Genomic DNA, 13,913 nt, shown 5'->3' on the forward strand with positions numbered 1-13,913 from the left:
ATAGTGCGCCGGTCAGCCGGCGCATTGTCTCGATTGCCCAACCGTTTGGACGGATCGTTCATTGCCTTCGGACCTGCGAAAACCGCTTCTAGGTCGTCAGAAAAAAAGCGCCGGTATTAACCGGCGCTTTTCCGTCATTATGGCTCTGTCGGTGCTTGCGTTTTTTTCGATCGTCGGCCTGTCCGTCTATACGGCGCTTTCGCCCGGCAATTTGCAGAAGACGGCGAGCGGGCCGGATGCACAGCCTCAGCTTGCCGACAAGACACCTGAAACCGCACTGGCCGAGGTAACGGCTCCCGGTGATGCTGCCGTTCTGCAGCCGCAAAGCGGGCGCTCCGGCGCCAATATCAATCGCGAGACAATGCCTGATGGCAATGTCGTATCGGTGTACTCCCCCCGCCCGCGCGAGGGTGACGGGCCGGTGCTGATGAGCGGCCAGACCTATGGTCAGGATCCGCGCATGGCGACGCGGCCCAATGAGGAGCTGCTGGAAGAAACCGCATTCGGCAGATTGCCGGTCGTTGGCGCGGACGGTTTGCGGCCGATGGAGCAATATGCACGGCCCTGGTCGGGCGCACGGGGCACACGGGTGGCGATCGTGGTCGGCGGGCTGGGTCTCAGCCAGACGGGGTCGCAAAAAGCGATCCGAGACCTACCGCCGGAGGTCACGCTTGGTTTTGCCGCCAGCGGCAACAGCCTGCAGCGCTGGATGCAGGAAGCGCGCCGGCAAGGACATGAAATTCTTCTTCAGATACCGCTGGAACCCTTCGGTTATCCGGGTACTAATCCCGGCCCGGACACGCTGCTGGCGGGTGACCCTGCCAAGGTCAATATCGACCGGCTGCATCGCTCCATGACAAAAATCACCAATTACACCGGCATCATGAATTATCTCGGCGGGCGCTTTCTTGCCGAGCAGGCGGCCTTGGAGCCTGTCATGCGCGACATCGGCAAGCGTGGCCTGCTGTTTCTGGATGATGGCTCCTCGGCGCAGTCGTTGAGCGGGGGGATCGCGAAGGCTATTTCCGCGCCGCAGGGCTTTGCCGATATTTTGCTCGACGGCGAAGTCACCGAAGCTTCCATTCTGCGCAAGCTGGACGAGCTGGAGCGGATTGCGCGGCGTAATGGCCAGGCGATCGGCGTTGCGTCGGCCTTCGATGAAAGCGTTGCGGCGATCTCGAAATGGTCGCGTGAGGCCGGCGGGCGCGGTATTGAGATCGTCGGTGTTTCCGCGCTTGTTTCCGGGCAGGCGGGGCAGTAAACCTTGCCTGCGACCATTTCCGGCGTTGAGACAGTGCGGGTTTCCCATGACAATCAAAGCAGAAGATTTGCCTTACCGTCCCTGTGCGGGAATAATGGTTCTGAACGCTCGGGGCCTCGTCTGGGCCGGTCGGCGTATCAAGGAAGGCAATTCCGAATATGACGGTTCACCGCAATTGTGGCAGATGCCGCAGGGCGGCATCGATGACGGCGAACGGCCTTTGACGGCCGCCATTCGCGAACTCTACGAAGAGACGGGCATGAAAACGGTGAGCCTGCTTGCGGAAGCGAGCGACTGGATTCACTATGATCTGCCGCCCGAACTGATTGGTATCGGCCTCAGGGGCAAATATCGCGGGCAGGCGCAGCGCTGGTTTGCGTTCCGCTTCGAGGGCGATGAAAGCGAAATCCAGATCGATCCGCCGCCAACCGGGCACACGGCCGAATTCGACGCATGGGACTGGAAGCCGATGGAAATCCTGCCGGAGCTCATCGTGCCTTTCAAGCGGGCGGTATACGAGAAGGTTGTGGCGGAGTTCCAGCACCTTTCCGGCAAATAAAAAAGGCGGCCTGGGCCGCCTTTTCTGTCCTGTCGCCAGTGCTTATTCCGCTTCGTTGGCGGAATCGGCATTGAGCTGGCCGTATTTCTCTTCGCCGATCTTGCCGAGCAGTTCGAGCTGGGTTTCGAGAAAGTCGATATGGCCTTCCTCGTCGATCAGCAGTTCTTCGAAAAGCTTCATGGAGACGTAGTCTCCGGCCTCATAACAGATATCGCGCGATTTCTTGTAGGAGGTGCGGGCGTCATATTCGCCGGCAAGGTCAGCTTCCAGAACTTCCTTGACGTTCTGGCCGATGCGCAGGGGCGAAACCGTCTGAAGGTTGGGATGGCCTTCAAGGAAGATGATGCGTGCGACCAGCTTGTCGGCGTGCTGCATTTCCTCGATGGATTCAGCACGTTCCTTTTTGGCGAGCTTCGTGTAGCCCCAGTCTTCCAGCAAACGATAGTGAAGCCAGTACTGGTTTACCGCACCGAGTTCGAGAAAAAGGGCCTCGTTAAGCCGCTCGATGACTTTTTTGTCGCCTTTCAATGTCCGCTCTCCTGTTCTCTTCATGGAATTGCTTCAGGCGGGACATAAAATCAAAAACATCGGCCTCAGTCGAGTGGCGACGGGCATGATATTCTTCAGTCGTTTTGATGATCAGGTCGACAACGGTCGGGAAACAGCCGCAGCAGCGGCCGCGTTTTTCCATGGCGTGATACACTTTTGCAGGAACGATGAGCTGCCAACAGTCCTCGTCGAGGAGCTCGTTAATGACGTCCCGGATATCGTGATCAGTGATGTAATTGCAGCTGCAAACCAGCATGATGGACTGCCTGTATGACGCAACACGTTGTTTTCATTCTTAAACCAAAACAGGACAGCCAATGTCAAGAAAAACCTATTAAATGAGTCGCCAAGGGTTTTCTAGACTCATTCTAAACTATACAAAAACTATCGTATTTTCATTGGTTTAGGCGGCCTGTCTTTCCTGTCTTTCATCTTCAAGTTTTTGTGCGCCGCAAATTTATCGAAGCCGAGATCACGGAAAGTTTACTGAGTTTAGGCGGCCGGCAGGGCGGCGATGGATGGCCTCAGGCGAAATATTGTCCGCCATTGGCCGTCATGGTCGAGCCGGTGATGAAGCCGGCCTCGTCGGAAACCAGAAACAGAACGCAGCGCGCGATTTCCTCGGGTTCACCCAACCGTCCTACGGGAATTTGCGGCACGATCCGTTCGGCCAGAACCTTTTCCGGGATCGCTCTTACCATCTCCGTGCCGATATAGCCGGGGCAGATGGCGTTGACGGTGATGTTGCGGCTGGCGCCCTCCTGGGCGAGCGCCTTGGTGAAGCCGATATCGCCTGCCTTCGAGGCGGAGTAGTTGGCCTGCCCTGCCTGTCCCTTCTGGCCATTGATGGAGGAAATATTGACGATGCGACCGAAGCCGCGGTCGCGCATGCCCGGCCAGACGGGGTGCGTCATGTTGAACACGCCGGTGAGGTTGGTGTCGATCACCTCGCGCCATTGCTGCGGTGTCATCTTGTGGAACATCGCATCGCGGGTGATGCCGGCATTGTTGACGAGGACTTCGACAGGCCCCAAAGTCTCTTCCACCTTCGCAATGCCACTGACGCAGGCGTCATAGTCGCGCACATCCCACTGGAATGCAGGGATGCCGGTTTCTTTCTGGAATGCTTCCGCCCTGTCCGTCGTGAAAGCGTAATTGACGGCCACGCGGTAGCCGGCCGCCTGCAGGGCGCGGGCGATTGCGGCGCCTATGCCGCTCGTCCCGCCGGAAATCAAAGCAACCCGGCTCATATCGGCCTCCATGACCTGTCATTGAAGCGCCTGCATATGCGAGGATGCTTCCATATCTTGCAGAAGTTTTTCGTCGCGCTCACCGGCCACAGAAATGCGGCCAATGGGAGGCCGCTTCTAACCTATTGCACGCCGAACCGGAATTGCTTTTTGACAAGTCAGGCGGTGGTTTCAGAGTGCTTCGATGCACATGGCGACACCCATGCCGCCGCCGATGCAGAGCGTTGCGAGACCCTTCGACACGTTGCGGCGGCGCATTTCGAAAATCAGGGTGTTAAGGACGCGCGCACCGGAGGCGCCGATCGGATGGCCGATGGCAATCGCCCCGCCATTGACGTTGACGATATCAGGATCAAGACCAAGTTCGCGCACCACCGCGCAGGACTGGGCCGCAAAGGCTTCGTTGGCTTCCACAAGGCCAATATCGCTGATCGACCAGCCAGCCTTGGCCAGCGCCTTGCGGGAGGCGGGGATGGGGCCGGTGCCCATGATCTGCGGATCGACACCTGCCGTCGCCCAGGAGGCGATACGGGCCAGCGGCTTGATACCGCGCTTTCCCGCCTCCTGTTCCGACATCAAAAGCGTGGCGGCGGCACCATCATTCAGACCGGAGGCGTTGCCCGCCGTCACGGTGCCTTCCTTGTCAAAGGCGGGGCGCAGCTTGGCCATCGTTTCCAGTGAAGCGCCAGCGCGGATATGTTCATCCGCATCGATGACGATATCGGCCTTGCGGCCTTTGACCGTGAAGGCAACGATCTCGTCAGTGAAACGACCGGCATTCTGCGCGGCTTCGGCCTTATTTTGCGATGCGACCGCAAATTGGTCCTGTTCATCGCGGGAAAGCTGCCATTGGCGTGCGATGTTTTCAGCAGTGATGCCCATGTGATAGCCGTAAAAGGCGTCAGTCAGGCCGTCTTTCAGCATGGTGTCGATCATCTTGAAATCGCCCATCTTCACGCCGCCGCGCAAATGGGCGCAGTGGGGCGCCATGGACATGGATTCCTGGCCGCCGGCAATAACGATGGCCGCATCGCCGGTAACGATCTGCTGCATGCCAAGGGCCACGGCGCGCAGGCCGGAACCACAGAGCTGATTGAGACCGAAGGCGGTTGCTTCCTGGGGAATTCCGGCCTTCATCGCCGCCTGCCGCGCCGGGTTCTGCCCTTCGCCCGCCGTCAGGACCTGACCGAGAATGACTTCATCGATTTCGCCAGCCGCGACGCCGGCGCGTTCCAGCACGGCGCTGATGACGGTCGCCCCCAGTTCATGGGCTGGCGTATTGGCAAAGTGGCCATTGAAAGAGCCGACTGCGGTGCGCGCGGCGCTGGCAATTACGATTGAAGGCAGGGTCATTAGTTTTCTCCTCACTTGCGGGCGGAGACTGGCAAAGCTTTCAATACAAGTCAAATGGCGAAAGTTGCTTTAAAAGATGTTGCTAAATCACGCTGGAATCTTGCGGAAAATTGCTGCGCAAAAAACAAACTGTTGCGATGCACAAAACATTTGTCAGAGGGCTTGTTTTGCGCATACACTTTGCGGTGGGAAGAGCAATAACACCAAAAAACAAGAAAATACCATCATCGCGAGGAGGCGGGCATGGCGAAACACGACGGCGAAACAATCATTAAAAAATACGCCAACAGGCGGCTCTATAATACCGGCACCAGTACCTATGTGACGCTTGATGATCTGGCGCAGATGGTCAAACGCGGCGAGGACTTCAAGGTTCAGGATGCCAAATCATCAGAGGATATTACCCACGCGGTCCTGACGCAGATCATCGTCGAACAGGAGGCCAAAACCGGCAATACGCTGCTACCGACGGCGTTTCTGCGGCAATTGATCTCCTATTACGGCGACCAGATGCAGATGGTGGTGCCGACATTTCTCGAACATTCGATGAAGACCTTCTCCGATCAGCAGAGCCAGATGCAGGAGCACATGGCCAAGGCCTTCGGCGACGGTTCGCTGGCGCGCAATTTCCAGGCGCCGCTGCAGATGATGGAAGAGCAGATCCGCCGCAACACTGAACTCTTCCGCCAGGCGATGCAGGGCTTCACGCCTTTCGCAATGCCGCAGGCGCCCAAGGAAACCCGCAAGCCGAATGCATCCGAAATCGATGAGCTGAAGGCGCAGTTGCGCGCATTGCAGCAAAAGCTCGATCAGCTCTGATCCTGTCGGGCCGATGCCCGGTTTCAGCAAACCGCATCGGCTTTTGCTTCAGACTTTCAGCCTGCCGTTCTTTCCGGCACGCGCAGCAATAGTAGGAACCCTGATCCCAGAAATACGATGAGCGTCGCCATGCCGATATGGGCCGAGCCGCTTATTGTGGTTGCTATGGAAAACGACAGCGTCGCCATGAAGCTGGTGGCGCGTCCGGAGAGCGCATAAATACCGAAATAACGGCCCGCCTCCGCCACGGTGATGTTGCGGGCGAGATAAGATCGTGACGAGGCCTGAACGGGGCCGAAGGCAAGGCCGATCAACACACCATAAAGCAGATAGGCCTTTTCCGCGCCGGTGGCGAAGATGCCGCCATTATCTGCGGTCGATAATTGTAGCAGGCCGAAAAGGGTGGAGTCTTTGTCCGTCGAGACGAGTCCGAGCGTCGCGAGCAGCAGGAGCGACAGGCTAATCAGAATGGTGATACGAGAACCGAGTGTCTGATCGACGCGCCCGGCCGTGAAACAGCCTGCGATGGCAACTATATTAAGCAAAATGCCAAAAAGGCCTATTTCCATAGTTTCCCAGCCGAACATTCCGGCAGCAAACGTTCCTCCGAGGATGATGAGCCCATTCACGCCATCCTGATACAGCATCCGGGCGATGAAAAATCGTAGCAGAAGCGGGCGGCTGCGCAGCTCACGCAACGTGTTGTTAAGTTCAGAAAGCCCTGAGCGGATCGCCACGCCGAAGGGCAGGCCCCTTCTCGCATCGGGCGTGAACAGGAACATTGGTAGAATGAAGACGAGATACCAGATTGCGGCAATTGGCCCGGTTACTCGCGCATCCGCACCGCTGGCGGGGTCCAGTCCTAAGAGCGGCGTAATTCCGGCCAATGTCAGCCCGGTTTTAGGGCTTACGGCCAGAAGCGTCACCACGGCGGTCAGCACCACCATCCCGCCGAGATAACCAAGCCCCCAGGCGAGATTGGAAATGCGCCCGACATTTTGCGGATTGGTCAGCCGCGGCATCATGGAATCGTTGAAGACAATCGAGAATTCGGCCGCGATGGAAGCGAGGATAATACAGATAATCGGCAGGATGAGCGGCGATCCCGGTGTTGCGAACCACAGGAAGAAAAGACTGACGATCTTGATGGCGGCAAAAAAGGCGATCCACGGCTTGCGTGCGCCGGACTGGTCGGCGATGGAGCCGAGAATGGGGGAGAAGAGGGCGATGATGATCGACGACACCGTCGCCATGTTGCTCCATGTCGCCTGCGCCGAAATCGGATCGTCGGTGAGCCGTGCGACGAAATAGGGTCCGAAAACGAAGGTTGTGACGACCGTGAAAAACGGCTGCGCCGCCCAGTCGAACATCACCCAGCCCCAGATGCCGCGTTTGGCAACCACTGTTTCCGCATTTGGGGAAGGGGCAGTCATTCATCGTCCTATCGGAAAATCGGGAAATAAAATGCGCGATGCGGGTGCATCCGACTTGTCTGACACCATCCGGGGCAGTGACCCGGATGGCATTTTTCTAGGCTGCCGATCAGCGTGCCTGAACGATATCGCCAAGCAGCCCCGCCGCGACCGTCAGACGGGCAAGGTTGGTATCGCCGCTGTCGCTGAGTGCGCCGAGTTCAGAGACGATACGGTTGACGCGCACGCGGTCTGCCGCATACCAGGCCTGAACCGGATCCTTTTCCTTGGCATATTCCGTCAGCGCGGAGATGACGATCCGTCGTCTCGACGAGGAGATCTGATCCTGGCTGCGCAGGAGAGCCAGACTCTCGTAATGATCCGCCGGCGTGATGCGCTGGCTGGCATCCAGCAGACGCGCGACACGGAAAGTCGAGGAGACGGTGGCATAGCTTTCGGCGGCGCGGGCGAGCGTCGTGCCCGCACTTTCGGCGATGCGCATGATTTCAGGCACATAGATCAGCAGCGAAAGCGTATCGAGTTCCTCCAGAAGAGCTGGGGGAACGCCGTCGATTTCCGTGACGCCAAGCTCCCGGCGATATTTCGCTGCCGCTGGCGACAGCGTCTTGATCGCGGTTTTCAGGCGCTCGATCTCGGTCGCCATGTCGCCCGTCGCCGCGCCCGCACTCCCGGTTTGCAGGTAAAGTCTGCTCGCATCCGAGAAGATACGCGTGATCGTCGCATAAAGCCCGTTCTGGACTTCACCTCCGATCTTGCCGTCAAGCGCGTCGACTTCGCTCCAAAGACGTTTGAGACCAAAACCGTCCTCGACGATCACCGCCGCCTTGACGACATCAGCGGCCAGAAGACCGCTCGCATCGGCAAGTTTCTGTACGAAGCCCGGGCCACCGCGATTAACCACGGCATTGGCGAGTGCGGTCGCGACGATTTCGCGGTGCAGACGATGCGCCTTGATATCGTCGGCATAGTTCTTCTGCATCTTGGCCGGGAAATAATCGACCAGCAGATGCTGGAGATAGGGCTCGTCCGGAAGCGGGCTTGCCACCAATGCGTCGAACAGGGTCAGCTTGGCATAAGACAGAAGCACGCCGATTTCCGGCCGGGTCAGCGGTTTGCCGGAGGCATATCTTTCGCTGAGTTCGGCATTGTTCGGCAGGGTTTCCACCTTGCGGTTCAGCTGTCCGGTTGCCTCCAATGCGCTCATCAGGCGGCCGAGCTCTTCCCGGTTGGCGAGCCCCAGCCGCTCCGTCAACGAGATCGCCAGGGATTGCAGGTAGTTGTTGCGCAGCACGAGCTGCGCCACTTCCGGCGTCATGGAAGCGAGAAGCTGGTTGCGTTTCGGCATCGTCAGGCGACCACTATTAACGGCGGAGGCCAGTGCGATCTTGATGTTGACCTCGACGTCGGAGGAATTCACGCCCGCCGAATTGTCGATCGCGTCGGAATTGCAACGCCCGCCCGAGAGCGAATAGGCGATGCGGCCCTTCTGGGTGATGCCCAGATTGGCGCCTTCGCCGATGACCTTCGCACGCAACTCCGTTGCGTTGACGCGGATGGGGTCATTCGCCCTGTCGCCCACCTCGGCATTGGTTTCCACCGCCGCCTTGATGTAGGTGCCGATGCCACCGAACCACAGAAGATCGGTCGGCGCCTTCAGGATGGCGGTCATGATCTCGAAGGGCGTGGCGACGGATTTGTCGATGCCAATGGCAGCCACGGCTTCTGGCGTCAGCGTCACCGATTTTTCGGAGCGCGAAATGATCATCGCGCCGCCGGAGAGCGTTGAACGGTCGTAATCCTGCCAGCTGGAACGGGGCAGTTCGAAAAGCCGCTTGCGCTCGGCAAAGGACTTGTCGGTATCGGGGTCCGGGTCGATGAAGATGTCGCGGTGATCGAAGGCCGCAATCAGCCTGATCTTTTCCGACAGCAGCATGCCGTTGCCGAAAACGTCGCCGGACATGTCGCCCACGCCTGCCACGGTGAAGGGCGTGGTCTGTATGTCGGTGCCCATTTCACGGAAATGGCGTTTTACGGTTTCCCAGGCGCCACGCGCGGTGATGCCCATCTTCTTGTGGTCGTAACCGGCCGAGCCACCCGATGCGAAGGCATCGTCCAGCCAGAAGCCGGCGTCGTGGGCAAGGCCATTCGCCGTATCGGAGAAGGTTGCTGTTCCCTTGTCGGCGGCGACAACGAAATAGGGATCGTCGCCATCGAGCCGCAGCGTATCGGCCGGCGGCACGATAGCGTCATCAACGATATTGTCGGTGATGGACAGCAGGGTGCGGATATAGGTCTTGTAGGCTTCGCGGCCGGCATTAAAGACCTCATCGCGGGAGCCGCCGGCGGGCAGGCTCTTCGGGAAGAAGCCGCCCTTGGCGCCAACAGGAACGATCACCGCATTCTTGACCTGCTGCGCCTTGACGAGACCGAGCACTTCCGTGCGGTAATCCTGGCCGCGATCCGACCAGCGCAGACCACCACGTGCGACCTTGCCGAAGCGCAGATGCACACCTTCGACCTCGGTTCCATAAACGAAGATTTCGCGGAAGGGGCGCGGGTCGGGCAGGCCATCAAGATGTTTGGGATCGAACTTGAACGCCAGAATGTCACGCGGCGTGCCATCGGCGTTTTTCTGGAAGTAGTTGGTGCGCAGCGTCGCGTCGATGGCGTTGACGTAACGTCGGAGGGTGCGGTCCTCATCGAGATTGGGAACGCCGCTCAATGCCGCTTCGATTGCCTTGTGTATCTCGGCGAGTTTCTTCACCCGCTTCTTTTCCTCAACAGACGGATCGAAGCCGGCCTTGAACAGCGCGAAAATATTCCGCGAAATGTCAGGATATTTATAGAGCGTTTCGGAAATATGCTCCTGTGAATAAACGATGCCGGTCTGGCGCAGATAACGGGCATAGGCGCGCAGGACGGAAACTTCGCGCACTGTCAAACCGCTGGTGAGGATCAGGCGGTTGAAGTTGTCGTTATCGACCTTGCCGGAGAAGGCGGCAAGGAAGGCTTCTTCGAGCTTCGGTCCGTAATGCGGCAGATCGAGCGTCGTGCCGGCTGCGACAGAGAGTTCCATATCGTGCAGAACGATATCGCGCTTCTCGCCATCTGAAACCACACCGATGTCGAAGGTGCGCTCACTGATGACGTTGAAGCCGAGATTTTCGAGCAGCGGTACGCGGCGCGAAAGCGGCAGGTGACCGTCGCGGTGGAAGATTTTCAAGGACAGCGTGTCGGCCGACTGGCCTTCCTGCTGGTAAAATTCGATGCGGACCGGCTCACCCTTCGCGGCACCCAGAATATCGGGCATGTCGCCGATCGCCTCTTCCGGCGTGAAGGCCTCCTGATACGCCTGATCCACCTCCAGCACCGGCGCACCGGGCTCCGACAGCGCAATGAAGTGGTCTATCCAGCGCGCTGCAATATCGCTGACGGCATCTTCGAGCTTGTCCTGGGCAATGCGTGGGGTTTTGCCTTCCGTGCGCCCGACGATGAAGTGCACGCGGGCGACGGCGCCTTCGGGGAAGGCGGGATAATAGGCGGAAATATGCCCGTCATAGACCCTGCTCAGATAATCGCCGATCTTCTCACGCACATAGGAATTATATTCCTCACGCGGAACGAAGATGATGGCCGAAACGAAGCGGTCGAAACGGTCGATACGCGCAAGCACGCGCACGCGTGGCCGGTCGCTCAGTTCCATGATCTGCTCGACGAAGCGGATCAGAAGATCCGTTTCGATCTGGAAGAGATCGTCGCGCGGGTAGGCTTCCAGCGTGTTCTGCAGGATGCGGCCGGAGTGGCTGTTCGGATCGAAGCCGAAATGCCGTTCGACTTCCGCGACCTTGGCGCGCAGCAAGGGTATCTGTTTGACCGAGCGCGTGTAGGCGGTGGCGGTGAAGAGGCCGACGATGCGCAATTCGCCGATGACATTGCCGTCCTCGTCGAAGCGTTTGATGCCGATATAATCCATATAGGCGCGGCGGTGCACGATGGATTTCACATTGGCCTTGGTGACGATGAGGAAATCCGGGCCGTCGAGGAAGGCAAGGATTTCCGGGGTCGTCGTCACGGCGTTCTTGCCGAGACGCAGCACGCGCACATCCGGATCGCTGAGACTGCCGAGGCCGACGCCGTCACCGCGTTCGATCTTCGCGTTCTTTCCCTTGCCGGAATAGGTATAGTCACGCATGCCGAGGAAGGTGAAATTGTCATTGCGAAGCCAGTTGAGGAATTCGACCGCTTCCGTTCGCTCCGTCTTGCGCCGCGATGAGCCGCGCTTGGACAATTCGTCCAGCGCCTCGTCGAGTTTCGCCAGCATGGGCCGCCAGTCGCGATAGGCTGACTGGACCTGCGTCAGTACGAAGCGCAGCTTCTCTTCCAGCGCTGCGGCGGCCTGCTGCGTGAGCGGCGCGATATGCAGCTGGATGAGGCTGATATTTTCAGCGGGATCATCCTCCGGTTCCGCAAGACGATAGCCTGCCTGCGCGCTTTCGTCGCGCACCAGTATCGGGTGCACGGCGAGATAAAGGCCGCGATAGCTGCTGGTGACCTCGCCCATGACGGAATCATAAAGGAAAGGCATATTGCGGCCGATAATGGTCAGAACCGTTACCGGAATGTCCCGCGGTGAAACGCCCTCCACCTGGGAGATGCCGATGTACGGAACCTCTCCCGTCCAGTGCGAAAGTGCCTGGAAACTGTGGGCCGCGCTCGCCGCCAGCATCTCTGCGGAATAATATTCTATATCGTCCGCACTTGCCCTTCCATAAAGAATACCTGGATCAAGAAATTGGACATTTTCGGCAATTGCCTGCTGGCGCGCTTTTTCGATCTGTTTTTCGCGTTTTGGATTGTTTCTATAGCCCATTTAACGTGGATTCCTCCAAAAATCACACTTTAATATAAAAAAGCATCGCCAATTTGCGGATTTTGCCTTTTCAGTCGAATCGGATATTGGCGTGGAATTACGAAGAGTTTAAGAGGCTTTCGTGTTTCTGCAGTTTGGAAACGAAATTTTTTTGCTCCTTTTGCCATGAGGCCTGTCACGAAGCATTTTGACAGTATTTCTGCGGCTAATTTTTAGGCGGTTCTTTGGCCGCCATGTGATGTTGCGGCCACGGTCGAAGCAAATTATTGATTTGCGCCTATTTTTGTGGTACACCAACGACACTGATCCACAGCGTGGCATTTGTGTGCCCAAAAACACCACGAAAGCAACACCTCTTTTGCACGCGGTTTCCGTGACATATCGAGCGTTTACGTTATCGAACCCCGCAAGACGGGAAGGTGTGTTTTTGCGTGCACGGCTGGACCAGTGCGGAGTCACCTGACGGTTCCCCCGTCTCATCAGGGCCTGACCGACCCAACCCCGGCATCCCCGGGTATGTAACAGGGAGTTTTTAGAACGAATGACGACCCAGCAGAAGAAATCTCCAGCACATCACGGTTTCAAGACCGGTGAAGCGATTGTGTATCCCGCTCATGGTGTCGGTACCATTTCTGCAATCGAGGAACAAGAAGTTGCCGGCATGAAGCTTGAGCTTTTTGTCATCGATTTCGAAAAAGACAAGATGCGTCTTAAAGTTCCCGTCGCAAAAGCCGTCAGCATCGGCATGCGCAAGCTTTCCGAAGGCGATTTTGTCGAGCGGGCGCTGAAAGTGGTGCAGGGCAAGGCGCGTGTGAAGCGTACCATGTGGTCGCGCCGCGCGCAGGAATATGATGCGAAGATCAATTCCGGCGATCTCATCGCAATTGCGGAAGTTGTGCGCGATCTCTACCGTGCGGAAAACCAGCCGGAGCAGTCCTATTCCGAGCGTCAGCTTTATGAGGCTGCGCTCGATCGCATGGCGCGCGAAATCGCCGCCGTCAACAAGATGTCGGAAACCGAGGCTGTTCGCCTGGTGGAAGTCAACCTTGCCAAGGGCCCCAAGCGTGGCAAGACCGTTGAAGAGGACGATTCTCAGGACGAAGCCGCTTAATATCAGGCTTTTTCCTTCTAAAAAAACCCGCCTTAATGGCGGGTTTTTTGTTGGCTGCTTGCAGGCTCAACGTCACAGGATGCGGATCTTTGTGTCCTTGCGCAGATACGGTAGAATGCGGCGCATGTCTCGGGGGTGCAGGGCGACGCAGCCTGCGGTCGGCTCATATCCCGGTCGGATCAGATGCATGAAGATCGCCGAGCCCCGGTTGCGGCTTCTCGCGGTGATGTTCCAGTCAAGCACCAGGCAGACGTCGTAGAGGCCGTCCTTGCGCATCATTTCTTCATGGCTCAGGGCGAAGGGCGCCTTGACCAGCCTGTTATAATTGGCGTTGCGTGGCTCGTCGCACCATAACATGGACTTCCGTGTTCGCTGCATCGGCAACGCCGTGGCGATGCCGGGAAGGCGGTCGCCGCGATAGAACCCGTGCAGGAGGCGCGTGGTGGAAATGGGGGATTTTCCGTCTCCCTCGCGTTTCAGTGCGGTGCGGCCATTTCGACCGATCGCGGCTGGAAAAGTGAGGTGTCCGAGCTGGACGATGGCGCGGCTGATTTTCGAAGGGGCTGGCCGAACCATGAGCGTCGATGCGCGTTTACGTTGTCTTGCGGGCTGTATGCTCATGTTTTTCACGAGATTTTGCTTTGCAGGTTATTTAACGTGAAGTCATAGCACTTCGTTATATCAAGGCAATGGGTTGACCTTTTATCG

The 13,913-nt window shown here is 58.0% G+C and carries 11 protein-coding genes; 4 read left to right on the forward strand and 7 right to left on the reverse strand.

The features are described from left to right. Positions 1 to 61 precede the first annotated feature (61 nt). Together AC5I5B_RS19950 and AC5I5B_RS19955 are read left to right on the forward strand one after the other, a co-directional pair. Positions 62 to 1,261: a divergent polysaccharide deacetylase family protein gene (locus tag AC5I5B_RS19950; protein ID WP_111834615.1), complete on the forward strand. Its 1,200-nt coding sequence runs from the start codon at positions 62 to 64 to the stop codon at positions 1,259 to 1,261. A gap of 46 nt (positions 1,262 to 1,307) precedes the next feature. Next, on the forward strand, positions 1,308 to 1,820 hold the full coding sequence (locus AC5I5B_RS19955) for an RNA pyrophosphohydrolase (RefSeq protein WP_080570260.1): 513 nt from the start codon (positions 1,308 to 1,310) through the stop codon (positions 1,818 to 1,820). A gap of 42 nt (positions 1,821 to 1,862) precedes the next feature. Here AC5I5B_RS19955 and bfr read toward each other — a convergent pair whose 3' ends face one another. From bfr to AC5I5B_RS19975, 4 genes are all read right to left on the reverse strand, one after another. Further along, on the reverse strand, positions 1,863 to 2,348 hold the full coding sequence (bfr, locus tag AC5I5B_RS19960) for a bacterioferritin (RefSeq protein ID WP_003505236.1): 486 nt from the start codon (positions 2,346 to 2,348) through the stop codon (positions 1,863 to 1,865). Beyond that, positions 2,314 to 2,625 carry a (2Fe-2S)-binding protein gene (locus tag AC5I5B_RS19965; RefSeq protein ID WP_003505234.1) on the reverse strand — a complete coding sequence of 104 codons (312 nt, stop codon included), beginning with the start codon at positions 2,623 to 2,625 and terminating at the stop codon, positions 2,314 to 2,316. The genes bfr and AC5I5B_RS19965 overlap by 35 nt, the downstream gene beginning before the upstream one ends. 268 nt (positions 2,626 to 2,893) lie before the next feature. Beyond that, positions 2,894 to 3,619: an acetoacetyl-CoA reductase gene (phbB, locus tag AC5I5B_RS19970; protein WP_060725465.1), complete on the reverse strand. Its 726-nt coding sequence runs from the start codon at positions 3,617 to 3,619 to the stop codon at positions 2,894 to 2,896. A gap of 171 nt (positions 3,620 to 3,790) precedes the next feature. Then, positions 3,791 to 4,972 carry an acetyl-CoA C-acetyltransferase gene (locus AC5I5B_RS19975; RefSeq protein WP_003505229.1) on the reverse strand — a complete coding sequence of 394 codons (1,182 nt, stop codon included), beginning with the start codon at positions 4,970 to 4,972 and terminating at the stop codon, positions 3,791 to 3,793. A gap of 243 nt (positions 4,973 to 5,215) precedes the next feature. Here AC5I5B_RS19975 and phaR point away from each other — a divergent pair, with 243 nt between their 5' ends. After that, positions 5,216 to 5,791, forward strand: coding sequence for a polyhydroxyalkanoate synthesis repressor PhaR (gene phaR, locus AC5I5B_RS19980; RefSeq protein ID WP_003520279.1), 576 nt, complete (start codon positions 5,216 to 5,218; stop codon positions 5,789 to 5,791). A 56-nt stretch (positions 5,792 to 5,847) separates the two neighbouring features. On the opposite strand, the gene AC5I5B_RS19985 is transcribed toward phaR, so the two are convergent. Both AC5I5B_RS19985 and AC5I5B_RS19990 read right to left on the reverse strand, forming a co-directional pair. Beyond that, entirely contained in the window at positions 5,848 to 7,224 is a 1,377-nt protein-coding gene (locus tag AC5I5B_RS19985) for an MFS transporter (protein ID WP_111834616.1), read from the reverse strand. Between the two features lie 109 nt (positions 7,225 to 7,333). Then, the gene (locus AC5I5B_RS19990; RefSeq protein WP_111834617.1) at positions 7,334 to 12,094 is read right to left on the reverse strand and encodes an NAD-glutamate dehydrogenase; all 4,761 of its coding nucleotides are present in this window, start codon (positions 12,092 to 12,094) and stop codon (positions 7,334 to 7,336) included. A 541-nt stretch (positions 12,095 to 12,635) separates the two neighbouring features. Here AC5I5B_RS19990 and AC5I5B_RS19995 point away from each other — a divergent pair. Next, positions 12,636 to 13,205, forward strand: a complete 570-nt coding sequence (locus AC5I5B_RS19995; protein ID WP_003505223.1) for a CarD family transcriptional regulator — start codon at positions 12,636 to 12,638, stop codon at positions 13,203 to 13,205. A gap of 72 nt (positions 13,206 to 13,277) precedes the next feature. Here AC5I5B_RS19995 and AC5I5B_RS20000 read toward each other — a convergent pair whose 3' ends face one another. Then, the gene (locus AC5I5B_RS20000; protein ID WP_031233964.1) at positions 13,278 to 13,781 is read right to left on the reverse strand and encodes a L,D-transpeptidase family protein; all 504 of its coding nucleotides are present in this window, start codon (positions 13,779 to 13,781) and stop codon (positions 13,278 to 13,280) included. Positions 13,782 to 13,913 lie beyond the last annotated feature (132 nt).

The sequence above is a fragment of the Agrobacterium sp. genome (genome assembly GCF_059499945.1).